A 23,209-nucleotide genomic window follows, 5' to 3' on the forward strand; every position below is an offset into this window, starting at 1 on the left:
CTAAAAATTTTATCTTTTTAAACTAAAATGGCCTTTAGCGCTTTTTCCATCAACAAAAATAAGCGTAAACCAATAATCATCTGAAGGCAATTGTTCTCCATTAAAGATTCCGTTCCAGCCCGTACTGTTTTGATTCATTTGTTTCAAAAATTTTCCGTAGCGATCAAAAATGCTTATAGTGTAATTTGGCAATTGATCTATGTTTTTAATTGCCCATAAATCATTATAACCATCACCATTTGGTGTGAAGAATCTTGGATAATCTAAGACGTAAAATAAAAATCTGTTGGAAAGTCCGCAACCATTTTTATCCCGAGCTACAGCATAATACGCTCCCGGAGCCACTCCTGTAAACTCTGGGTTATCTTGGAAAACATTTCCATCTAATGAAAATTCATAGTTTCCAGAACCAGTGTATTTTATTAAAACCGAATTATCAACTCCTGAGAAATCTTTTACGACAGCTTCTGTAATGGTAGCTGGTTCAGATTGAACTACTTTGAATTTTTTTGTTTTCGGGCATCCATTTGCATCAGTTACAGTGACTGAGTAATCTCCAGGTGCATTTACCGTCATTGAATTTGAAGTGCTGTTTCCAGGAGTCCATGAGTAACTAGTAAAACCGGTTGCAACAGAAAGAATAACATCACCATCTTTGCAAATGTATTTTGATTCATCTTCAAAATTTGGCGGATCAAAGGTGTTTACAACAAGAGTAACGGGTGAAATATTGTAGCAATCAGGTCCGTTTATGATTCGAGCATAAATTGTTTGAGTAAATGCGACAGTATTTTTGAAGATATTTGGCAATACATTTGTTTCTGTTACTGCGTCGTTGCTATTTAAAAAATAATGCACTTCCATACCTGCCGGTAAGCCTGCAATTAATTGCGGTGTAGTTTGAGCGTTAAGATCAAATTGATAAAGGCCATCTTGAACGCCATCTTCGTCACATGTTTTAACTGGATTTTGAGATGCTATTGTGTTATTTGAAATCTGAAGTTTTACTTCAGCAATTTTAAAGCAACCGAATTTGTTTTCAATTCTTCCAAAAACAATTTGATTAACGCTCTTATTGGTATATTTTTCAGGATTTGCAATCGGATTTGTTTTGGATTGGGCATCTGCTAAAGTTTCATAATAGCCGTTGTTTGTAATGTCAGGCGCATTGTTTTTAATCAGATTATCGGCTTTTTTTAAATTGAAAATGCTAATTCCATCAGTATTGTCATCACATTGAACCAATGATGTGTTGGTGTAAAGAATCTCAGGAGCATAATCAATTTTTATTTCTCCTTTAGCGACGCAAAGTGTTCCAATAACAGAAGCCTCTACATTGTAAGTTCCGGCATTAGTTACCTCAAAAGTAGAATTTGTACCAAGTATAGATGCTGGGTCATCCTTTTTGTACCATTTAAAAGTATAATCACTAGCACTTAATTTAGTGTCTAAAAGTACTTTTTCTCCAAAACATGCTGGATTATTTCCTGCAATTGTGCGGTCTTCGCCTAAGGAAATACTAGAAGTAAAACTTCCTGCTTCAAGGAAAATTGCCGATTCTAGATTTCTATTTCTATCATCAGCCATTACCATTTTTACATGATATGTTTTTCCAGCGGTTACTGTAGTTTGAGCTGTCATGATTTTTGTTTGACCAGCATAATTAACAGGGCTAGTGTTATTGTTTAAGCCATTAAAGTAAGTCTCATTTGAAGCGTCGCAACCTGTATAAGAGATACCGCCTGGTCTTGTTCCAGCTGTAATTTTAGGACGGATATTTACAGATGAAACAGGAGTATTTGTTTTGGGTATTATTGCTAGATTTTTATACGGATCTGCTGTTCCAACTTCTTTTATCAAAAAAGCAAAACCATCTGAATATTGACACGGATAATCGTACTGATATTCATTTGAAGCAAAAATATAATTAAAACTCAATGAATTTGCCGATGCAACAAAATCAAATTCTAAAACTGTAGCATTTATAGAATGAATACCTAATATTTGGTCAAGATCAGCATCTCCAAGCCAATTTTGACTATCATTGCTAACAAGCTCGCTAACAAATGGCCCAACTGCTGTTGATGCTGTTGATGATGCTAAAACTATTCCTTCTGAAAATGGGAAACTGCTTCCATTGCTATTAAAGTAAGCAAAACTTTGTTTTCCTGGCCTAAAAGTGTCTCCTTTTCCGGTCGAATTCGAAGCAGCTGCACATGAATTGTTAACTAAAACATTTTCAATCAGTTGTTTAGGTGTCCTTTGGTCGTCAATAGTAATATATTGCGCGTTCATTTTGATAGATGAGCAACATAAAACAATAACGAAGAGAAAAACCTTTAAATGAGTCATAGCGTAACAAATATACTACAAATCTCGCTTTTTTAATAATTTATACGAGAAGTAAATGAACAAAAATGTCCAGACTAAAACGATAATGATAGAATAATAGTGTACGCCGTAGTCTTTTGTGTTTTCAACCCCAATTTGTGTTCCAATGCTTTTTATAACTGATAATCTTGTAAATGGTTCAATTATTAAATTTGACATGGCTTCTAAAGGGAAAAATTTCATAATTGTAAAACCAACAGTGCTATTAGGAAAGAGTTTGAAAATCAAAAGGCCTTTTGCAATTCCTTCAATAATATTCCAAACCAAAAGAAATCCTAAGGCAAAAGCAGATCGTTTTACTAAAATTCCCAAGAATAAACAGAACGAAAAGAATCCCGTCAGCTTTACAAAAAAAGCTAAAAGATATTCTAAATCAGAAAAGATGATTCCGAATTCATTGTATGATGAAAAAGACAAGCCAAGAATCAAACTCATGATAAAAACAAAAATCGTTGAGGCAAATGCAAAAAGCACAACCGTCAGGAATTTTGACCAGATAAATTCTTTTTTGCTCAAACCGTCAATTAGATTTTGTTTTAATGTTCCATAACTATATTCATTAGCCATCATTGAAACAATTACAATGGCAAGAAATAATTTTAGAATAGCTGCTATATAAGTATTAAAATGCCAAATAAAAGGGAAATTGAAAATCCCCATTTCGGCTAAATGAAATTTAAATGGCCCAATATCAAATTTTATTGAAGCAATTAATGCAATAAAAGAAAGCAGAATGAAATAAGCCAAAGTCAATATTTTGCTGGCTTTGTTTTTCCAGATTTTTTGAAGTTCTATAGAGATAAGTCGGTTCATGATTTAGTTTTTTTGGATGGTGGCGTTTTTGGTTAATTCTAAAAATTGTGCTTCAAGGCTGTTTCTGCGTTTTACCAAATGATTTAAAACGATGTTTTTTGAAAATAAAAACTGATTTAAATCTGAAGCTGCTAACTCTGATTTTAGGTAAACCAAAATTTTTCCATCTTCTTCCTTAATGTGATCCACATTCGGATGATCACTTAAAATAGATTTTAAAGCGAAGTTATCTTCAGAAGAAATTTCGAAAAATCCTTCATTTGCAGACATTTCATCAACTGAGCCAGAGTATAAAATTTCTCCTTTTCGCAACACTACAACGTGAGAGCATACTTTTTCAACTTCATCTAATAAATGGGAAGCCAATAAAATCGTTGTTCCTTGCGATGCAATTTCTTTGATTATATCACGAATTTGATGAATTCCTTGCGGATCTAAACCATTCGTCGGTTCATCTAAAATCAGGATTTCTGGATCATTTAAAAGTGCCGATGCGATCGCCAAACGTTGTTTCATTCCTAGTGAAAAGGTGCTGAATTTACTGTCTTTTCTTTCGGTCAAACCTACAAGATTCAATTTTTCCTCGATTTTAGAGTAATTGATGCTTTTAATTTTGCAGACTAATTTTAGGTTTTCTTCTGCTGTCATATAAGGGTAAAAGTTGGGGCGTTCAATAATTGCGCCCACTTTTTTCAAGGCATCATGCGTTTGCATTTTTCCGTCAAACCATTTATAATTGCCTGATGTTTCGTTTACAACATTCAAAACAATTCCTAAAGTAGTTGATTTTCCGCTTCCGTTAGGACCAAGAATGCCGTAAACATGGCCTTTTTGAATGCTGAATGATACATTTTTGAGCGCTTGAATGCGTCCGTATCTTTTGCTAAGATTTTCGATAGTAAGGATGGTTTCCAAGGTTTTTTGGGTTTTAGTTTTTAGTATGACGAATCAACTTCCATATTGTTACGTGAAATTTATTTTTATCACGTTATTGATGTAAATTTGTATTAAAGATATTCAAAATGAGCGAGCCTTTAATGGTTTTAAAAAAACCTTCATACCCTTTAACACAACCACTTTTAAGTTATTTGGACAGATACGAGCGTATTTCGAAAGTTTCTGTTTTTTATGATGACTTATTGCGGTTTTCTGGCTCAATCAATGTGTATGACAAGAATGAAACTGATACTTTATGGATTCGCGTTTATTACAGTGAGTTTGAAAGAAATGAAATCGATCTCAACCTGAAGAAAATTTATTCGCTTTTGCATTCTGATGGAAACAGTGAAATAATTCAGTTCTTAAATATTGATGCCATTGATTATTGTACTTTCGGAAATTCAAAGCCATTCAGAATTAAAGTTCGAAATATTCTCAACGATAACTATGTACATTTTTACATTAAAAAAGCTGATGCATCCAGAATTTATGGTTTGGAATTAGAAGATATTCTTTCCCCAGACAAAATCAATTTTTTGGTTTATAATGATACTTTGATTGAAGAACATATTATAGGAATTCCGGGTGATGTTTTTATGGATACGCTTCTGGATAAATGTACTGAAACAGAAAAAGCTCAAATTGCAAAAGAGTTTGTGAAGTTTAATGAGCGTTGCATGATACGACTTTTAGGCGATATGCGTGCGTACAATTATGTAATTGTTCCAATTCATGATTTTGATCAAGTAGTTTACAAAATTCGCCCGATCGATTTTGATCAGCAATGTTATGAGGGAAATTTCAAAGTTTATCGTCCGCAGTTTTTCAAGGAAAATTATCCGATGATCCAGCTTATAAAAGAGAAATTAGAAGAACGTTCGATTATTCAATATAAGGATGAAGAAAGAGCGATTTTGGCAAAACGAATCCATTCTGCCGAAACTAGAATCAAAAAATTGCTGAATATAATGTGCCACGATACCATTTCGACACCAGAACATTTGAATCAGCTCAAAATGGAACTGTATCGCTATACTAATGATATGAAATTCAAAAACGCAAAATCAATGGGACACATCATGCACGCCGCCTTTGAGTTTATTACGCGTAATTTTAAAAACACTAACTTAGTTTAAAAGAATTTTACCATATAAGTTATATAAGTTCATAAAACAAAACTTAAATTTTCTTATATAACTTATATGGTAAAAAAATAAATCAATCTTATGAAAAAATCTTTTTTAGTAGCCGTTTCCATTGTTTTATTGGCTTGTCAGCAACAGACAAATAGTAATTTCAAAACGCTTTTTTCGCTTCCGAAGAAATTAAAAGAAGTTTCGGGAATTACTTATTTTCCGGAAACAAATATGATTTATACTTTGGAAGATAGCGGAAACAAAAATGCCATTTATGCAATAGATTCTAAAGGAAAATTAGCCAAGACCATCACAATTTCAAATGCCAAAAATGTGGATTGGGAAGATATTACAAAAGATAAATCTGGAAATATCTATATTGGTGATTTTGGAAATAACGACAATGAACGAAGAGATTTATGTATTTACAAAGTTGCAAAGAATCAGCTAAATAACGATTTGGCTTCCGCCGAATATAAAATCTCATTTTCATATCCAGAACAAACCGAATTTCCTCCAAAGAAAAAAGAACTATTTTATGATGTTGAAGGTTTCTTCGAACAAAACGGCTATTTTTATCTTTTCACAAAAAATAGAAGCAAAGGTTTTGACGGAACTGCTTTTATTTATAAAATCAAAAATGCAAAAGGAACTCAAAAAGCAGTAAAAATAGGAGAGTTCAAAACCTGCAGCAATTACAATCATTGCGTATTGACAAGTGCGACAATTAGTCCCGATGGAAAAAAAGTAGCCTTGTTGAGCCACGACAAAATTGTTTTGTTTAAGGATTTCAAAGGCGATCTATTCCATAAAGGAAAACAGACGGAATTAAGTTTAAATCACTTTTCTCAAAAAGAAGCAGTAGTTTTCAAAGACAACAACACCCTGCTAATCGCCGATGAAAAAGTCGATAAAATAGGAGGGAATGTTTATGAGTTTAAACTTTAAGGTTCAAAGGCTCAGAGTTGCAAAGGCTCAAAGGTTATCAGTAATAAAAAAAACTTTGAACCTTTGAACCTTTGGACCTTTATACCTCAAGCTAAAAGCTATATGCCGCTCCAAAAATCAACCTTCCTGGTTCATCAGGAGATTGGAAATAGGAAATTCTTGCCGTTACAAGATTAATCGCGTTCAGCCATAATCCGCCACCATAATCTTGGTGCCATTTTCTTGAGCTTTCGCCATCAAGCCAGATTCTTCCGTAGTCAAATCCGCCAAGAATTCCGTATGTTAGTGGAGCAACAGTTTTGTGAATTTTTCCAAGAGTAAAACGTAGATCAGAGCTTTGTGAGAAATAGGAACTTCCTAAGAAGCGCTCGTTTCTGTAACCGCGCAAGTCTGTGTCGCCACCTAAAGTCGCACCATGGTAAAAATCAAAATTGTTGTTTAAGATTGCTTTTCCTTTAAGGAATGTAGCCAAAACTAATTTTCCGTTATGATCAATTTTATGTGTAAAACCTAAAATACTTTCCAGTGTTGGGAAATTCTGTTTAGTGTCGCTCAAATTTGTAGCCCACATTCCCGAAAGCATAAAATACATTCCGAGAGTTGGTTTTGCCACAAAATCAGAATTTTTGAAAACATATTTTACTTTTAAACCGCCATAAGTTTGGCTGTCAAAAACATTCGGATTTACAATTCCTGGAATATCAATAAATCGGTTTTCAGTTTCTTCTACAGTCAATTTTTGAAGTATTGGCTGTATGCTGAATTCACTTCCAAAACGCCCAACATGTCTTGCTGCACCTGCAACAGTAAATTTACGAATGCGGACTCTGTTATAATCCATTCCAAATTCGTCATCGTTGTTTACCGTTTCGTTTCCGTAGCCAAAATAGTTCATCGCAAAATTTGGCGTAGTGAGCTGTGAGTCAACATCAATTACCCATTTTCCTAATAATCCTGGAAAATGTGCTGCATAAGTTAATTCAAAACCTCCCGTTGCAAAATAATAGAAACCGTTTAAAATATGTTTTTGAGTATATGGATTTTGCTTAAAATTATTTACAGTATAATTTAAGTTAAAACCTAATTTTACGCCATCATCAGGATTATAGCCAATACTTGGCAAACCAGAAATTACGTTATATTTAGGCTTTTCATAATTGTACAAATTCACATCATAATCGTCTGTAAGCTGTGTTTTGGTTTTAGTCCCGAGGCCTCGGGATAAATTATAGGTGTTTTCTTTTGATTTGAAATCATAAACAATCACTTTTCTGCCGTTTTCAATATTATAAGTATCGTTGTTTTGGCCACCAATCAAACGAATTTTAATATTTGATTTATGATTTCCTTTTACTTCAAAAACATCATTGTCATCAAGTCCATAAATCCATAAATTAACGGTTTTGTCATCGGTTACTGTTTTGGTGTAAACCAAATCATCGCCTTCTTTTTTAACACGATAAACTTGAATTTCAATGCTTTTTTTGGCGTTATGATTGATTACAAATTTGTCTTTTTTATCTGTTCCAGCAATCATTACGGTACGACTTAACACATCAAAATATTCAGCAGCATATTTTTGAAGATCTCTTTTTCGGTGTTTTAATTTTTGCTTGATTTCATCTACAGTTTCGTCTTGCACTTCTTTCGGCATATTTTTAAAAGCGGCATCAATATCAGCATCAGATAAATTCTCTTGAATGTATTTTGCTTGTTCAATCCAATCTTTTTCTTCAGCTGTTCTTAAAAATGCTAAATCAAGCGGATAAGGTTCTCTTCCAAGCCATTTTACATTGATTCTATCGCCCTTAAAAGTACGCATATGACGAAGTGGAGGCATGTTCATTATAAGTGAAAGCAAAGCACCATCATACTTCACAAAGGCTTGATCACGGTCACGCGGAATTGGTTTGTAAATAACTTTTCCGTCTTGTTTATATTCGCCCCAGCGCCATTGATCGCTGTGTCTGTCCCAATCGCCAATCAAAATGTCAAACAAACGCGCTTTGATATATTCTTTTTGATCAACAGAATATTTTTCATCTTTATGAAGATTCAACATCATATCGTCAGTACTGATGATGTCTGATGGATTTCCGAAACTCTTCGCATCCACATGATTGTCGGCTGGACGTTCTTCAACCATATAAAGTTGATCTCCATAACCAGCGTTAAACTCTTTTAAGCCATTTTGTTTCGGAATGTAATATAAAATTGGGTTTGTGTGCGCAAGCCCAATTTGGTCAGACATACTTCCTGTTACAAACGAAGCATAGGGATGAGAGGTTGTATAAAAATCGTATAAAAAGTTTTCTGTATATGTTTTTTCAAAATCGTTTACGATATATTGATCTTTAAAAGCGACCGATTGCAAAAATACCGTTGCGCTTTTTTTCATGGCACGCATGATGTATTCACGACCTTTTGGATCAGACATTCTTAAAGAAATAGATTGGTGGCCACCGCCTTCGCGGATAGGTTTCAAACCGCCCATCAAAGTGTCAACTGTTGCAACTTTTGCTTCGATTGGCATGCTGTAATATTTTCTGTAATGTTGCCCGAATAAAAATCGGTGAAACATACTTTTATCAGTCATGTCTTTCGTATAAATAGAAGTCGTAATTTTTGAAGGGAAATTGTTTGGAATATCGGATCCCCAATTAATTTCTTGGGCTTTTATAATTTCACGCTCAAAAAGCAGTTTTTCTTTATTGTTTTCATTTCCAAAATAAGAAACTTTTGCGTCACCGCTTTTGTATAAAGTAAGTGTTGCATAACCATTTCCTCCATACGAAAAATCATTTTCGCTGATTGCTCGTGCAGCTTCAGATTTTGACCCTGCACCACTGATAATCTGCTGAATATTTTCTTTGCTGATATATTGCAGATTGTGATCATGACCAGAAACGACAATGACATTTTTCTGTTTTTGCAAAAGCGTTTTTATTCGTTTTGCATAAATTGTATATTGTTTGTTTTGAATGTCTTGTGGATTTGCGCCAGAGGTTTTTCTCAATAAATTAATGAAAGAACCTATAACAGGAAGCGGAATTTTTTGTTCCAAAGGAAATAATTGTTTTTCCATAGAAAATTGCCCGCCGTGCGTTCCGTTGCTTAATAAAGGATGATGGATTGCAATAATTACTGTTTTTTCTTGGTTTTTATTTAAGATACTTTCCAGCGCGTCAAAAAAATCTTCCCTGGTTTTGATTTCGCAATTGTCATTTATTGTCGGATGATTGTTCCAGTCTTCAAGGAACCATTCGCTGTCAATTGTGACTAACGTTGCAGCACTGTCAATTTTCACATCTTCAATAGGACAAGCTTTTCTAGGCAGGAATGCTTTTTTGTCATTTAAATATTTCGTTACAAATTCGGCTTGACGTTCTAGGCCTTTGATACCGCTATACCAGTCGTGATTTCCTGGAATAAAAATGGTTTTTCCTTTAAAACCTTCTGCTAATTTTAATTGATTGGTCAGTTTTGTTTCGGCTAAAGCCTTGTCTTCGGCATTTTTATCTGCAGGAAAACCTTTCGGATAAATATTGTCTCCAAGAAATAAAAGAGTTGATTTTTTGCTGGATTTCTTTAATTTTTGATGCAAAAGCTCCAGTGTTTGCTGGGCTTGCTCTTCATCGGCATTTCCTGCATCTCCAACCAAATAAAAAGTATGTGCAATTTTTATGGTATCGGTTGCGTTTTCCGTTTCGTTGGCGCTTACATTTTTTCCGTATTGCGCTTGGCGAGTTGCACAAGAATAGAAAAGAACTATAGCGGTTATTGCCAAAGAATAGTTTTTAATCTTGGCAATAAAATGATTATCCAAAAACAATTTCATATTTTAGTGGTATTAAAATATTCTCTTATGAATCTAATAGAACAGTCCGAAGATTTCGTTAGTAATTTACTCAAAGATAAACTTTCTAATTTATATTCTTACCATAATTTTAATCATACTTTAACTGTAGTTACCGCAGTAAAGGAGTTGTGCAAGAAAGAAGATGTGGATGATGATGATAAAAAGGCACTTTTAGTCGCTGCATGGTTTCATGATACAGGATATATCGAGGGTTATGAGAATCATGAAGACAAAAGTGTAAAAATTGCTACAGCTTTTTTGAAAGAAAAAGGACAATCAGATGAATTTATAGTAAAAGTTTCAAGTTTGATCTTGGCAACGACCAAGGAATATATACCGAAAACGCATTTAGAAAAAATAATTAAAGATGCTGATTATGCGCATTTGATGGGTACGGAATATGTTACAACTTGCGAATTACTTCGTTTAGAATTAAAAAATACAGGAATTGTGACGTTTTCAAATTCAGAATGGACGAAAGAGAATTTGAACTTTCTATTGAATAAACATCGCTTTTATACCGATTACGCCTTAAGAAAATGGCAACCTTTGAAAGAAAAAAATCTGACTTTGATTCAGAAGAAAATAAACAAACAGGAATTGAAAGCGGCTTCGGCAATTGAAGAAGAAAATAAAAAGAAAGAAAAAGCCGAAAAAGCGGATAAACCAGAACGCGGAATTGACACTTTATTTCGCGTTACGCTCGGAAATCATACACGTTTAAGCGGCATTGCCGACAGTAAAGCGAATATTTTATTGTCTGTAAATGCCATTATTATTTCGATTGCACTTTCGTCTATTATTCCAAAATTAGATAGTCCAAAAAATGCGCATTTGGTTATTCCAACCTTTATAATGCTTATTTCGAGCGTTGTTACGATTATTTTTGCCATTCTTTCAACACGACCTAAAGTGACTTCAGGATTTTTTACGCGTGACGATGTTGAGGCTAAAAAAGTGAACTTGATGTTTTTTGGGAATTTTTACAAAATGCCTTTTGAAGAATACGATTGGGCAATGAATGAAATGATGAAAGACAGAGATTATTTGTATTCTACAATGATCAAAGATTTGTATTACTTAGGATTGGTTTTGCAACGAAAGTATAATTTGTTGCGAATTGCTTATAATCTTTTCATGATTGGAATTATTATAACAGTGATTTCGTTTGTAATTGCTTTTAGATCGATTTAATTTTTAGAAAATAATATGATTACTGATAACTTTGTCAAAGTTTGAAACTTTGACAAAGTTTTACTCATAAAAAAGCTCAACTAACTTAGTTGAGCTCATCTAATAAATCTTGGTAAGTAATTTTTTTCGTTGTTGGACTTGCCGTGTTGTTGATGACTTTTACGCGAATGGCTCTCAATCCCGAAACACCTTGTAAATCTTCTACTTCAAATTGCTCGATTGCAGGTTCAAGTATTTTTTTGTGTTGCAAATACTTGATATATTTTAAGTATTCTGTTTCTTCATTGTTTTGAGAATAGACAATTGTGATTTTCTCTTTCTCGGTAATTCTTTCGTTTGTTCCTTTAATATGCGATTTGTCAATTCGTTTTTTAACAACCTCATATCTTGCGTTATAAGTTCCATCAACGTCAAAACGTTTTTCATCCATTCTAAAACGGATAGAAAGTGGTGCGCTGAAAACTAAAATTAAAGAAGTAACATCTAATTCATATGGAAGCGATTCCTTAAGCTGATGATGCTCTAATTCCATTTCGCATAAAGTCTGTAATTGCCATAATCTTAAATTATGCAAATACATGATGTCGAAAGGTTTAGTTGGCGAAATTGATGCGCCAATATATAAATTGTGTTCTACTCCGTCAGTTTTAAAACGCTCATAATAATGTGGATAAATTTGCTGCGCATCTAATTGCTTTTTATCCAAAACCGAAGCCAATTTTTTATTGATGATCGACATTGCGTTATCAAACTTCTTTCTTTCTTGATAAAACAAGCCCGATTTTTCATCCAGACTTTCAAAATACAAAGCTTCTAATGCTTCATTTTTGGCATTGCCTTTTGTATTTTTTAATATCGGATGAATTTCTTCTTCAATATAACGTTGAATATGTTGCTCGGTATCTGCTTTTAGCGGAAAATCCAATTCGCTTCGAAGCGATTCCAATTCAAATTTTCTTTGTTCCAAAAGAACAAGGTTCGAATTCGGTTTTTGATTGTCGAAAATTTCCAAAAGAGCAGTCAATTGATTTTTAAGGTCAATTTTTACGGTTTCGTTTCGATGTTCAGAAGAACCTTTGATATCGATTTGTCCGTAAAGTGGATATACATTTTTAAACACAATTTCTTTAAAAATATAATCTTTTGTATGATTGATATTTTGAAAATAATTCTGAGATTCTTTTCTGAATTTCCAATAAACGCTCGGGTGAATCGTAGTATATTCACGTTGAATAATCGCTTCAATTTGATGTTGCATATCGGTATTGTAGCGATCAATCGTATCGGTTAAGTAAGGCAGAATCAATTCTAGTTTTGTAGCATTGACGCTATTTAGATCTCTTGGATATTCAGAAACTAATTCAACTACACCCAATAATTGTTCGTCTTTCATGACTGGCGCAAAAACACAGCTTTTAATGCCTTGTTTTAGTAAATGCTCGCCGAGTTTTTTATTTGGAGATTCCTCAATGAATTTTTCGACATTCGAAATCACAAAAGGCTCTTTATTATGCAAAAGATTTTCAAATGAACAGCCAAAAAAAGCATTTTTACAATCGACTTCTTCATCTGTATTCAAAAGAAAACTTTGCATCTGATTGTCAAATTTAATTGGCCTGATGAATTTTTCTTCTTCCGGATTGTAAATAATGAACCCCACTTTTAAACTCGGAATCTTAAATATTGATCTAAAAATATCTTCAATAATGTCAGTTGAGGTAACGCGGGTTGAATCAGGTTTTAATAAATTGCTTTTTAAATTTGAAATAGCACTTTCGGTTGTTGCATCAAACAAAGAAACAATTCCGAAACCTTTTAAGATCCAGCTTCTAGGCGGAAATTTAGATTTCCATAATTCGATATCATTATAATTATCAATTAGTTCGTCAATATCGTTTTGTGTTAATTCTAATGCTTTTTCCGTTGGCATGATTTCCATAAAATCAGCATTGTATAGAATTCTGTAATGTTTTTCAATTCCCTGTTCATCCGGAATGTCGTAAAAGAATGGTTTATTGAAATCAACATTCTGATTGTAATAATATGCCAATATTAAGCAACAGTTGTTGATATAGAATTGATGATCATCAAAATCACGAATTTCCATATCGAATTCGTCTCCAGCATTGCGCAGAATTTTCTTGAAACGCTCCGTATAATTGAAAGAAACATTCTGAAAAGGAATTGTAATAGCCTTTATTTCGTTGTTCGTCAATGCGGTAGGGAATAAATCGGCAACTATGTTTTTGATTAAACCTTCGTTGTTTTTGATAATATTATAGTCATGAATTCCAGTTCTGAATTCCGGAAAAGCTTCAACTTCTTTTAAAATAGCTTTGGCGTAATTAGATCTATAATCGACATCTGATAAAGCAATTTCCTCAAAAGATTCAATCAATTTATGAAATGAGATTATGGTTTCGAAAGGACTTTCATGTGGTAAAAGACGTTCCATCTATTTTTGTTTTAGGAATACAAAATTAAGCAAATATTAAGAATTGTCCACATTTTATAATTTCTTTCATTTATGGTTTGATAGTTATTTCCTTTATAAATAGAGGGTTGAAATTATGCAGTTTTAAATTTAACAAAAAATTAACGATAATAATAACGGAACGATCGTTCCGTTATTATATCTTTGTGCCATAATAATTGAATAATCAATAACTTAAAAAACAAATAAAATGAAAAATTTAGAAAACAAAGTTGCTATAGTAACAGGTGGAAACAGTGGAATTGGATATGCAGCAGCTGCAGAATTAGTGTCAAAAGGCGCAAAAGTAATTGTAACAGGAAGAAATGAAGAAGCTCTTGTTAAAGCTGAAAAGGAATTAAATGTTACCGGATTTGTTGCAGATCAATCTGATTTGAAATCGATCGATAATTTAGTTGAAGAAGTAAAAGCAAAATTTGGAAAAATTGATATCGTATTTTTGAATGCTGGTATTGCTTCATTTGCTCCAGTTGAATTTGCTCCAGAAGATCATTATGATTCTATTATGAATGTAAATACAAAAGGAGTTTATTTTACAGTGCAAAAATTATTACCTATTTTAAACGACGGTGGTTCTATTATTTTTAATACTTCGGTAAATGCTCATTTAGGAATGCCAAATTCTAGCGTTTATGCAGCAAGTAAAGCAGCAGTTTTATCTTTTAATAAAGTATTTGCTGTAGAATTGGCTTCAAGAAAAATCAGAGTAAATGCTGTTTCTCCTGGTCCAGTTGAAACTCCTTTATACGGAAAATTAGGTTTGCAGAAAGAAGAAGTAGAAGGTTTTGGAACTGTTCTTGGTGAAAAAATATTATTGAAACGTTTTGCTCAATCTGAAGAAATTGCCAAAACAGTTGCCTTTTTAGCTTCAGATGATTCATCATTTATTACTGGAACTGAAATTGTTGTTGACGGTGGACTTACTGTAAATGCTGTTGTATAATTTTTTTGACTAATTCAGGAACGATTGTTCCGTTTTATTGTTATCTTTGCGAGGAAATTTAATTTTGGATATCATGGCTAGAACGAAAGAATTTAACGAAGATCAGGCTTTAGATAAAGCAATTGAAATTTTTTGGCACAAAGGTTACAACGGAACTTCGGCTCAGGATTTGGTGAATCACTTAGGATTAAGCCGTTCGAGTTTGTATGATACTTTTGGCGATAAGCAAAAGCTTTTTGTGAAATCATTAAAAAGATATCAGCAACAAAATCATGATATTCTTAAAGAGTTTTTAGGAAGTGCTACAAATATAAAAACGGCTTTTACAGAAATCTTTAAACAAGCAGTTGTTGAAAGTCTGCAAGACAGAATCACAAAAGGCTGTTTTATGGTAAATTCATCCGTCGAATTGGCGATGCACGATCCTGAAATTGCAAAAATTGTGCACGATAATCAGAAAACGGTTGAAGATATTTTTTGCCAAGCTATCAAAAAAGGACAGGATTTGGGACAAATTTCTGATAAGCAAGAAGCTCGATCATTGGCTCGTTTTATTTTTAATAATTATTCGGGAATCCGGGTTTTAGCAAGAGCAGGCGAGAGAGACAAGCAAGTTTATGATGATATTTTAAAATCGATTTTCGCCTTGTTTTAGAAAATCAATTGAAATAAAAAAGGGCAGTTCATTTTGAACTGCCCTTTTTCTATAAGATATTGAGTATTTATTTTAATTGCATTGTAACGTTTTCGATTACAGTCATAGTCATAGTGTTTCCTTCTCCGTATTTGCTATGTGTCTTTATATAATATTTGTCGGTTTCATATTGAATGCCGGTAGAATCTTTTAATTCTTTGATAACTTGTTCTTTAGGTATTTTGAAGTTGCCAACTACAAAATCCTTGTTGTGTATATATAACAACATTTTGTTTGCTGGATGAACTAAAACAAGTTCTTTTTTCAGGTTATTGATAAATCCAAATCCACCGATTTCACTTTCTTGCGGTTTCCATCCGCCACTAATTTGTTTCAAAGATTTCTCTAAATTGGCTGCGTCTTTTGCAGTAATAAATTTTTCTAAATCTTTGAATTCTAGACTTCTGTTGGATATGTTTTTAAAGTTTTTGATGCTTTCGTCATCAACCAAGACTCTGAAAATCTGCGGATTTTGTGGTAAATAAATAATTTCTACTTCTAATCCAACACCCACTTTTCGATACGCTTCTGATGAAATATCGGTTACAACTTTATTTACTTTATTATCAGCTGAGGTAAAAGTAAGCGAAAGCGTATATTCGGTATGAGAACCGCTACGAGATGATTCGGTTGTTTCAGAAAAACCACTGTCAATGGTTGCTGTACCAAAAACACCTTCTTTTTTTATTTTTTTCTCCAGACGAGCGCTAAAATTACTATTGATAATAATGGATCCAAAAAGAAATGTTGCAATAGGAACTATGTACATCAATGGATTTCCTGCATTAGGATTTTCGGAATTAAAATAGGATAATTCAGAAAGGGAACTAATTCCGGCAATACCAAGAAAAATAAAAAATGCAACTAGAAGAGAGGTTACAATTCCGATTGCCCAGCCGCTTGAATTGTATTGCGTTTCAGGAATTAAATAGAAACAAAGAAAAACTGTAATTACTGCGAATAAATACCATTTTAGGTTGCTAAAGTTCATGATTTTGAGGTTTGAGTTTTTTCGATTGAATTAGAGGTTCCTGTTCCACTGATTAGGTACGTGTATTCGATATTGTTCGAGTCCAGGATTTTTATTTCGGCGCTATAAGTATTGTTTCCGTAAAATGAGAATTTGCCGTTTTCAGTATTTTCAAGAATAAATTTAGTTGGTTTTGACGCTGTTCCTGAAGCAACTTCCATTGGCAATTTTGCATTCCATGGTATCGAATTTGAGATGTTTTTAATAGATAAAATTTTAAAAGCACTGCTACTGTTCGTTAATTCGATTTGAATTATTTTATAATCAATATAGGTTTGTGTGATGTCGATTTTTGGTTCAAATTTCTTTTCGATTGAAGTTATCGCATACATTTTTTTTGAGCCTAATAGATCCTGTCCTTTAAAACTATAATCTTTAGATGCTTCATAATCCAAGTTCAGTGCTTTTTTTAATAGCGCTTTTGAAATAACAATAGTGTCTAAATTGCCTTTGTTATCATTATAACATTCCTCTAATTCTAATTGCGAGGAGTTGAGAAAGAACCCCGGAATGAGGCTAAACATAATTCTATCATGATATATTTTCTCAGTCTTCAAATACATTATGGCATCAGAAGAATTGTCTTTTGTGTCTTGAAGTGTATAGAATTGGGTTGTGGTAGGATGATCAATGTCCTGGGTTAATTTTACGACATTTTGCGAAAAATTTTCAATATTCTGTTTTTCATAATTATGTTCCTTAATTTTTTCATTTAGGAAATAAGCAAAAAATCCAAAACAGACTAATAACGGAATAGAATACGTGTACCAAGGGCTTCGTACTTTGATATTTCTTCTTTTTATTTCGCGATGATATTCTAGGGGTAGTTCGTATAATTCTCCATCTTTTCTTATCCCCCAGATTTTTCCAGTTCCGAAAAAAGGAATCCAGTAAATGTGAAAATATTTTTGACGAATTTCAATAGTATAGCCAATATTGTTGCTGAGGCCAATTTCGTGAGGATAAATATCTTTGATTTTAAAATTTCGAGTACCGAAAAATATTCTCATATTGAGGCTGTAGGTTTAAGTAAGTGGTTTTGGGTTAAATATTGTTTTGGACGAATATATAAAAACTTGTTAAATAAGCTACAATTTTAGAATCAATAGTTTTTAAAAAATTTTGACACAATAAAAAACGGCAGTTACATTTGTAACTGCCGTTTTCTGTTTTAGTAAGTAAGTAATAGAAAATGAAAACCCTTAGTTTTTCTCTTCTTTGTTGAAGTAAACTAAGTAGTAATACATTTGTTTTTCTTCATCCCAGCCTTTCTCGACAAATTTTTCTGCACTTTCAGGATTGATAAAATCCATTTTAATCTGAATATGAGTATCCAAATTAATTACATTTTTAATCGATTTTCTAGCGTCAGAAACTGCTGCGTTGGCAATAGGGAATGAGGTAACATCTTCGATGCTGTATTTTTCTCCTTTATCAACTTTATAGTTTTTAAATTCAGGAATCAAATCAGGATTGTCTAGTACTTCATTCAAGAAATTCTGCTCTTCAAACTGATCGTTTTTAGCGAAATAATTCACAGATCGGTTCATAAACATTACTTCCTCTTTCTTGTCTTCGGCTGGCAAAACCACGTCTTTTGCGAAGTTTTGACAGAATTTCAAATATTTTTTAGTGATGAAATTTTCATCTTCAAATGCATCAACAGATAAAAAGTGCTCTAACCAGTAACGTGCGTCATAACGGTTGCTGTCAACAGTCAGGATTTTGTATCCTTCTTCTTTTTTGTAGTTGAAAATCAAACATCCTTTGTCTAATTTGCTCAAGTTGATTCCTTGTTGTAGAATCATTTCAAGGTTGCTTCCGTTTTCTTCAAACTGTAAGAAGTCTGCTTGTAATTCACTTTTAAAAATTCCGATTGCATCAACAACATTATTATCAATGCTTAAGTTTGTCAAATACGTTACATAAACCTCTCCGTTTTTGATATGCGGGTGATTTGACTGTTCAAATAAATGCTTTGTGATGTTTTTAGAAACCTCATGAACATTTGACGGATTAGCAAAAATCTCAGTTGCATATTTAAACATGTCGTTGTAGTCCAAGTCCACTTCGTGCGCAAACTGATAATAGTTTTCTTCTTTTTCTCTAAAAGGCTTAAAAAAGAATTCTTTAATCAAAGGAACAATTTCATCATTAAGATTAAATGGTTGCTCTGATAAAAAAATAGCTTCGTTACGGCTCTTGTTTCCTACGCGGTGTATCGAAAGCGTGTCGATGTGGGTATTGAATAAGTTGATCATTTTTTTTGAGTTGCTGAGATTCTAAGTTTCTAAGATACTAAGTTTTTTAGATAGTGTCTTTTAATTTTTTGATTAATGACGCTAGCATTCTTTCGATCTCTCTACTGTCCTCATATAAAAGGTTAAATTCTTCTTCGTTTATATAAATTATATTTTTTGCAATTTCAAGCTGGGTCTGCATTTCAAATAGAGAGCCGAGAGAAATATATAAAAACCGTAAAAAATCTTTATTACTTTCTCTTCCAGATCCTTCTGCAATGTTACTTGGAATTGATACTGAACTTCGGCGTATTTGCGAAGTTAATCCAAAAGTTTCTTCTTTTGGAAAAGTTCTTGTTACTTTATAAACTTTTGTAACTAAGGAAATTGATTTCTGCCAGACTAAAATCTTTCTAAAATGACTCATTAACTTATTTTTTAAAATAAATTCAAAAATAAGAAAATTCGTTCAAATATTAAAAACTCAGAATCTTAGAGTCTTAGCATCTTAGCAACTTAACGTTAGTTCCAATTTTCCTCAAATCCATAATCTTCGAAGCTGTCGTCGCCTTCGAACATGTCAAGATCATCTTCGTCTAGGTCGTCTTCAAATTCTCCGTAGATATCATCGTGCATGTCATCAGCTTCAAAGTTTTTTTCGATAGCGTCTGCTGGCATTTCACCGTGAGAATATAAAGTTTCAGGGTAAGTAGCTCCAACAGTTTCGTCTTCGACTGCAGCCAATTCAACTAAGAAAGTCCACATGCTGATGAAGTCATAAACGTAGATAATCTTAGTATTCTGTTTGTCTAAAATACTAGATAATGGATAATCATTCATGGTTCTTATTTCGCCAGGAACATCTCCTGTATCAAAAAGCGGAATTTCATCTTCTTGATTCCAAGTATCATCACACGTATAAAATGAAGCCACTTCTGAACCGTCAAAGCCAAAAGAGTTGAAGATTGCATTGTGTAAATCCTCAAGCGTATCATCCTCAAGAATAGCAATGTCTCTGAAAATATCTTCTTCGGCGTCTAGAATAACTCTAAATTTATAAACCATAATCTTTGTTTTTATTGAGAGGTCAAAGGTAAAATATAAAAAACGAAATACGAATTACGAATCGTGATTTGTTGAAAAGATTTTAGAAAATTGATTTTCAATGTATTTGTCATTTCGAGGAACGAGAAATCGCACTAGAAACTCCGCAAAGAAATATCGAAAACCTTTATCAATCAGCTTGTGTGATTTCTCGTTCCTCGAAATGACAAACGAGACCTGATAACTTTTACTTCCCAGCCAATCTCTTTCTGATTTTATGATACTGTTTGTGATAAGTGCTATGACTTGGATAGCTTCTGCTTGGCGTCATGTTGTTAAAAATCAAAGCAGTGAAAAGTAAAGTCAAAACTCCAGTCAATACAGGTGAAAGCACATACATATAACCTAAAGCTTTTACTTTTTCGGTACCGATAACGGCAATTAAAGCGGTTGCACCTCCTGGCGGATGAAGTGTTTTTGTAATCTGCATTAAAATAATAGCGATAGAAACGGCCAATGGCGCAGCAATATACATAATATCTGGAACAAGTTTATGGACGGTAACGCCAACAATGGCTGAAATTACGTGACCACCAACTAAATTTCGAGGCTGTGAAAACGGACTCTGAATAATTCCGTAAACCAAAACGCTCGAAGCTCCAAAAGAACCAATTAAATATACGGCATCAGGACCAGAGAAATGTATGGATTGAATATAAGCCAAAACTCCAATTCCGACAAATGATCCTAAAAACGACCAAAAATGTTCTTTGTAATCAATTAAAGTTTCTTTGTATAGAATGTAACGTGTTTTGCGATAGCTTCTTTTTATTTTTTCTGTTGGCATTATTGTGATATTATATTTTGCTCGTTATGCTTTTAAATATACTTTGCTATATGTTTTTAATCTCCAGATTATATTAGTCTGAAATTATTTAACTAAGCTTGGAGAATAGCTGTATACAGTATAAGGATAAATTGTTTTTGCAGTGTATTTTGAAATCAAACACACGACAAGAATTGGGAAAAATAAAGTATAATCGTTTGTCAATCCGCAGACTAAGAAAATTGCTGTAAAAGGAGCATGAATACTGGCACTCAAAACCGCGGCCATTCCGATAATCATAAAATTAACTGGAATCACATTTACATGAAAAAAGCTGTTTAAAACCGAAGCTAATAATAATCCTAAAAAGGCTCCAATAAATAAACTCGGTGCAAAAACACCTCCATCACCACCCGAAGCTAAGGTTATTGAAGTTACAATTGGTTTTAAAATCAATATTCCAATAAAAGTGAAAGCTAAAGTTATTGTTAACTGAATTTCTGATGCATTTCCGAATATCCCTTTTATCGCGTGATAACCTTCTCCATATAATTGTGGAAAAAAGAAAAGCGAAATACTTAAAACTGCAGATCCAATTAAGATCTTATAATAATGTGTATCTATTTTTCCGAATTGGGATTTAATGAATAAAACGCATTTGGTCAAATAAACCGAATTTATTCCGGCCAAAATTCCTAAAAGAATAAAATACGGAATTGCTTTTAAATGCCAAGTCGTAATAGATACGGCAAATAATGGTTCTTCTTTTAAAATGGTCAATAAACCAAAAGCAATTGAAACCGCAATGACATTTGAAATAACAAAAGCGCGTGTAACTTTTCTGGAGATAACTTCAAAAGCAAATAAAATTCCCGCAATTGGACTGCTAAAAAGTGCTGTAACTCCCGCGGCAACACCCGCGCAGATTAATTCGGTTTTGTATTGGCGGAAAACATTTTCCTTTTCGTGAGCGACTGATCCAATAGTTGCGGTTGCTACAACTGTAGAAACTTCGATTCCGGTTGAACCTCCAAAAATAACCGTTAATAATCCGTTTATAAAGTGAGATGGAATTTTATATGAAGGAAGATTTTTAGATTTTGATGCTGTACTTTCAAAAACTTCTTTGATCCCTTTGTTTTCTTTTTTCTTAAAAAGATATTGTCTTAAAAAATAAATTACTGACAAACCAAAAACTGGAAAAATGATGTAAAATATGGGGTGAACGGATACTTCGTGGAAAAAAATATGTTCGTAATATTCTGTAATTCTTTTTAAAGATATTCCGAGAAAAGCCGAAAGAAAGCCAATTAAAAGAGAAACAATAACTAATTTTCGAAGTTTGATTAATTGATGATTTTTTTTGATTTGCGCCGTTTTGTTCATCAGAAGTGATTTTGTAGTCGCTAGATTTTATTTGCGATTTCACAAAATTAGGCAATCAAATTTGTTTTTTAATAATAATTGGTCTTTAATATATGTTAAAATTGTCAAAGTAAGATAATACATCGATTTTGTCATTTCGACAGAAGGGAGAAATCACACTAGGAATTCCACATGTTATATCGCTAATTTTTGTCGAGTTTCTAGTGTGATTTCTCGTTCCTCGAAATGACAAACTATACTTTTATTTTTTAACTTAAAGAAAAACCTTTGCAACTCTGTGCCTTTGTCACTTTGTCCCTATAAAAACCTATCTCTCATAAAATTCAATTGGCAATAAATCAGGATCTGCAATAAAAGTAAAACGTTTTTCTGTCGTTTCATCAATTCTAATTGGTTCTGATTCAATTTTTTTAGAAGTTAAAAAAGCAATCGTTTCTTCCAGATTAATGACTTCAAAAGCCAAATGTCTTAAACCAACCGCCTCAGGTCTTGAAGGTCTTTGAGGAGGATTCGGAAACGAAAATAATTCGACAACATAAGAACCATTTAAAGCCAAATCTAATTTGTAGGATTGGCGTTCTTCACGATAGATTTCTCGGATAATTGTTAAACCTAAAATTTGAGTATAAAAGTGTTTCGATTTTTCGTAATCGGAACATAAAATAGCAATATGGTGAACTTTATTAAGGGTAAGCATTATTTTTTTAATTCAGGTTCTTGATTTAATTTTCGGATAACTTTTGCAGGATTTCCAACAGCAAGCGAATTGTCTGGAATATCTTTTGTGACGACAGATCCAGCGCCAATAACACAACCTTTTCCAATTGTAACGCCTGGACAGATAACAGAATTTCCGCCAATCCAGCAATCGTCGCCAATGGTAACAGGATAAGCATTTTCCAGGGATTTTCGTGATTCAGCGTCAAGCGGATGTGATGCAGTATAAATTTGAACATTTGGCGCAATAAAAACATTTGAACCAATATTTACCGGCGCACAGTCTAAAACCACACAATTCACATTGAAATAAACGTTATCACCGCAAAAAATATTATATCCGTAGTCACAATGAAAAGGCGGTTCGATATAAAGACCAGTTCCTGCATTTGGAATTAATGTTGCCAAAATTTCTTTTGCTTTTTTGGTAACTCTATATTCTTTCACATTTAAGCTGTGCAAAAGATTTTTTGCTGCTCTTCGGCCTTTAAGTAATTCTGGATCAAAGGCGTTGTAATATTCGCCAGCGATCATTTTTTCTTTTTCGGTTTTCAT

General features: G+C 33.1%; 19 protein-coding genes. 5 read left to right on the forward strand and 14 right to left on the reverse strand.

Translation table 11 applies throughout. The annotated features are described in order from the left end of the window. Positions 1–9 precede the first annotated feature (9 nt). The 3 genes from EYY60_RS12980 to EYY60_RS12990 all read right to left on the reverse strand — a co-directional run bounded on the left by EYY60_RS12980 (position 10) and on the right by EYY60_RS12990 (position 4,119). Positions 10–2,295 (reverse strand): T9SS type B sorting domain-containing protein, encoded by a 2,286-nt coding sequence (locus EYY60_RS12980; protein WP_235832329.1) that lies wholly within the window; start codon positions 2,293–2,295, stop codon positions 10–12. Between the two features lie 72 nt (positions 2,296–2,367). Then, complete coding sequence (locus EYY60_RS12985; protein WP_132989741.1) at positions 2,368–3,204, reverse strand: ABC transporter permease; 837 nt, start codon at positions 3,202–3,204, stop codon at positions 2,368–2,370. A gap of 3 nt (positions 3,205–3,207) precedes the next feature. Beyond that, positions 3,208–4,119 carry an ABC transporter ATP-binding protein gene (locus tag EYY60_RS12990; protein WP_132989742.1) on the reverse strand — a complete coding sequence of 304 codons (912 nt, stop codon included), beginning with the start codon at positions 4,117–4,119 and terminating at the stop codon, positions 3,208–3,210. Between the two features lie 107 nt (positions 4,120–4,226). Between EYY60_RS12990 and EYY60_RS12995 the strand changes: the two genes are divergently transcribed. Both EYY60_RS12995 and EYY60_RS13000 read left to right on the forward strand, forming a co-directional pair. Beyond that, positions 4,227–5,279 (forward strand): hypothetical protein, encoded by a 1,053-nt coding sequence (locus EYY60_RS12995; RefSeq protein WP_132989743.1) that lies wholly within the window; start codon positions 4,227–4,229, stop codon positions 5,277–5,279. A 90-nt stretch (positions 5,280–5,369) separates the two neighbouring features. Then, positions 5,370–6,227 carry an SdiA-regulated/phytase-like domain-containing protein gene (locus EYY60_RS13000; protein ID WP_132989744.1) on the forward strand — a complete coding sequence of 286 codons (858 nt, stop codon included), beginning with the start codon at positions 5,370–5,372 and terminating at the stop codon, positions 6,225–6,227. Between the two features lie 91 nt (positions 6,228–6,318). Here the strand turns inward: EYY60_RS13000 and EYY60_RS13005 are convergent, their stop codons facing one another. Then, a complete protein-coding gene (locus EYY60_RS13005) occupies positions 6,319–10,065 on the reverse strand; it encodes a metallophosphoesterase (RefSeq protein WP_132989745.1) in 3,747 nt (1,248 codons plus the stop codon). Between the two features lie 27 nt (positions 10,066–10,092). Here EYY60_RS13005 and EYY60_RS13010 point away from each other — a divergent pair, with 27 nt between their 5' ends. Next, positions 10,093–11,280, forward strand: a complete 1,188-nt coding sequence (locus EYY60_RS13010; RefSeq protein ID WP_132989746.1) for a Pycsar system effector family protein — start codon at positions 10,093–10,095, stop codon at positions 11,278–11,280. A gap of 85 nt (positions 11,281–11,365) precedes the next feature. Here EYY60_RS13010 and EYY60_RS13015 read toward each other — a convergent pair whose 3' ends face one another. Next, entirely contained in the window at positions 11,366–13,735 is a 2,370-nt protein-coding gene (locus tag EYY60_RS13015) for a GAF domain-containing protein (RefSeq protein ID WP_132989747.1), read from the reverse strand. Between the two features lie 229 nt (positions 13,736–13,964). Here EYY60_RS13015 and EYY60_RS13020 point away from each other — a divergent pair, with 229 nt between their 5' ends. Next, positions 13,965–14,717 carry an SDR family oxidoreductase gene (locus EYY60_RS13020; RefSeq protein ID WP_132989748.1) on the forward strand — a complete coding sequence of 251 codons (753 nt, stop codon included), beginning with the start codon at positions 13,965–13,967 and terminating at the stop codon, positions 14,715–14,717. Positions 14,718–14,790: 73 nt separating this feature from the next. Continuing rightward, on the forward strand, positions 14,791–15,372 hold the full coding sequence (locus tag EYY60_RS13025; protein ID WP_132989749.1) for a TetR/AcrR family transcriptional regulator: 582 nt from the start codon (positions 14,791–14,793) through the stop codon (positions 15,370–15,372). Between the two features lie 67 nt (positions 15,373–15,439). On the opposite strand, the gene EYY60_RS13030 is transcribed toward EYY60_RS13025, so the two are convergent. From EYY60_RS13030 to EYY60_RS13070, 9 genes are all read right to left on the reverse strand, one after another. Beyond that, on the reverse strand, positions 15,440–16,402 hold the full coding sequence (locus EYY60_RS13030; protein WP_132989750.1) for a hypothetical protein: 963 nt from the start codon (positions 16,400–16,402) through the stop codon (positions 15,440–15,442). Further along, positions 16,399–17,451 (reverse strand): hypothetical protein, encoded by a 1,053-nt coding sequence (locus EYY60_RS13035; RefSeq protein WP_132989751.1) that lies wholly within the window; start codon positions 17,449–17,451, stop codon positions 16,399–16,401. Before EYY60_RS13035 ends, EYY60_RS13030 begins: the two co-directional genes overlap by 4 nt. Positions 17,452–17,643: 192 nt before the next feature. Further along, the gene (locus tag EYY60_RS13040; protein WP_132989752.1) at positions 17,644–18,702 is read right to left on the reverse strand and encodes a nucleoid-associated protein; all 1,059 of its coding nucleotides are present in this window, start codon (positions 18,700–18,702) and stop codon (positions 17,644–17,646) included. Positions 18,703–18,748: 46 nt separating this feature from the next. Then, positions 18,749–19,108 (reverse strand): four helix bundle protein, encoded by a 360-nt coding sequence (locus EYY60_RS13045; protein ID WP_132989753.1) that lies wholly within the window; start codon positions 19,106–19,108, stop codon positions 18,749–18,751. 95 nt (positions 19,109–19,203) lie between these two features. Beyond that, positions 19,204–19,746, reverse strand: a complete 543-nt coding sequence (locus tag EYY60_RS13050) for an IS1096 element passenger TnpR family protein (protein WP_132989754.1) — start codon at positions 19,744–19,746, stop codon at positions 19,204–19,206. 226 nt (positions 19,747–19,972) lie between these two features. Beyond that, on the reverse strand, positions 19,973–20,572 hold the full coding sequence (locus tag EYY60_RS13055; protein WP_132989755.1) for an HPP family protein: 600 nt from the start codon (positions 20,570–20,572) through the stop codon (positions 19,973–19,975). 84 nt (positions 20,573–20,656) lie between these two features. Continuing rightward, a complete protein-coding gene (locus EYY60_RS13060; RefSeq protein ID WP_132989756.1) occupies positions 20,657–21,937 on the reverse strand; it encodes a chloride channel protein in 1,281 nt (426 codons plus the stop codon). A 307-nt stretch (positions 21,938–22,244) separates the two neighbouring features. Continuing rightward, positions 22,245–22,634 (reverse strand): SMU1112c/YaeR family gloxylase I-like metalloprotein, encoded by a 390-nt coding sequence (gene gloA2, locus EYY60_RS13065; protein ID WP_132989757.1) that lies wholly within the window; start codon positions 22,632–22,634, stop codon positions 22,245–22,247. Then, on the reverse strand, positions 22,634–23,209 hold the full coding sequence (locus EYY60_RS13070) for a sugar O-acetyltransferase (RefSeq protein ID WP_132989758.1): 576 nt from the start codon (positions 23,207–23,209) through the stop codon (positions 22,634–22,636). Before EYY60_RS13070 ends, gloA2 begins: the two co-directional genes overlap by 1 nt.

Origin of the sequence: Flavobacterium zhairuonense, assembly GCF_004352915.1 — a bacterium.
Lineage (GTDB): Bacteria > Bacteroidota > Bacteroidia > Flavobacteriales > Flavobacteriaceae > Flavobacterium > Flavobacterium zhairuonense.

What these genes read in the sequence shown, in the direction of transcription:
- EYY60_RS13040 (WP_132989752.1), bottom strand. Translation starts at nt 18,702, where the DNA reads ATGATCAACTTATTCAATACCCACATCGACACGCTTTCGATACACCGC.
- EYY60_RS13005 (WP_132989745.1), bottom strand. Translation starts at nt 10,065, where the DNA reads ATGAAATTGTTTTTGGATAATCATTTTATTGCCAAGATTAAAAACTAT.
- EYY60_RS13045 (WP_132989753.1), bottom strand. Translation starts at nt 19,108, where the DNA reads ATGAGTCATTTTAGAAAGATTTTAGTCTGGCAGAAATCAATTTCCTTA.
- EYY60_RS12980 (WP_235832329.1), bottom strand. Translation starts at nt 2,295, where the DNA reads ATGAACGCGCAATATATTACTATTGACGACCAAAGGACACCTAAACAA.
- EYY60_RS13050 (WP_132989754.1), bottom strand. Translation starts at nt 19,746, where the DNA reads ATGGTTTATAAATTTAGAGTTATTCTAGACGCCGAAGAAGATATTTTC.
- EYY60_RS13070 (WP_132989758.1), bottom strand. Translation starts at nt 23,209, where the DNA reads ATGAAAACCGAAAAAGAAAAAATGATCGCTGGCGAATATTACAACGCC.
- EYY60_RS13010 (WP_132989746.1), top strand. Translation starts at nt 10,093, where the DNA reads ATGAATCTAATAGAACAGTCCGAAGATTTCGTTAGTAATTTACTCAAA.
- EYY60_RS13015 (WP_132989747.1), bottom strand. Translation starts at nt 13,735, where the DNA reads ATGGAACGTCTTTTACCACATGAAAGTCCTTTCGAAACCATAATCTCA.
- EYY60_RS13025 (WP_132989749.1), top strand. Translation starts at nt 14,791, where the DNA reads ATGGCTAGAACGAAAGAATTTAACGAAGATCAGGCTTTAGATAAAGCA.
- EYY60_RS13020 (WP_132989748.1), top strand. Translation starts at nt 13,965, where the DNA reads ATGAAAAATTTAGAAAACAAAGTTGCTATAGTAACAGGTGGAAACAGT.
- EYY60_RS12995 (WP_132989743.1), top strand. Translation starts at nt 4,227, where the DNA reads ATGAGCGAGCCTTTAATGGTTTTAAAAAAACCTTCATACCCTTTAACA.
- EYY60_RS13035 (WP_132989751.1), bottom strand. Translation starts at nt 17,451, where the DNA reads ATGAGAATATTTTTCGGTACTCGAAATTTTAAAATCAAAGATATTTAT.
- EYY60_RS13055 (WP_132989755.1), bottom strand. Translation starts at nt 20,572, where the DNA reads ATGCCAACAGAAAAAATAAAAAGAAGCTATCGCAAAACACGTTACATT.
- EYY60_RS13060 (WP_132989756.1), bottom strand. Translation starts at nt 21,937, where the DNA reads ATGAACAAAACGGCGCAAATCAAAAAAAATCATCAATTAATCAAACTT.
- EYY60_RS12985 (WP_132989741.1), bottom strand. Translation starts at nt 3,204, where the DNA reads ATGAACCGACTTATCTCTATAGAACTTCAAAAAATCTGGAAAAACAAA.
- EYY60_RS13030 (WP_132989750.1), bottom strand. Translation starts at nt 16,402, where the DNA reads ATGAACTTTAGCAACCTAAAATGGTATTTATTCGCAGTAATTACAGTT.
- EYY60_RS13000 (WP_132989744.1), top strand. Translation starts at nt 5,370, where the DNA reads ATGAAAAAATCTTTTTTAGTAGCCGTTTCCATTGTTTTATTGGCTTGT.
- gloA2 (WP_132989757.1), bottom strand. Translation starts at nt 22,634, where the DNA reads ATGCTTACCCTTAATAAAGTTCACCATATTGCTATTTTATGTTCCGAT.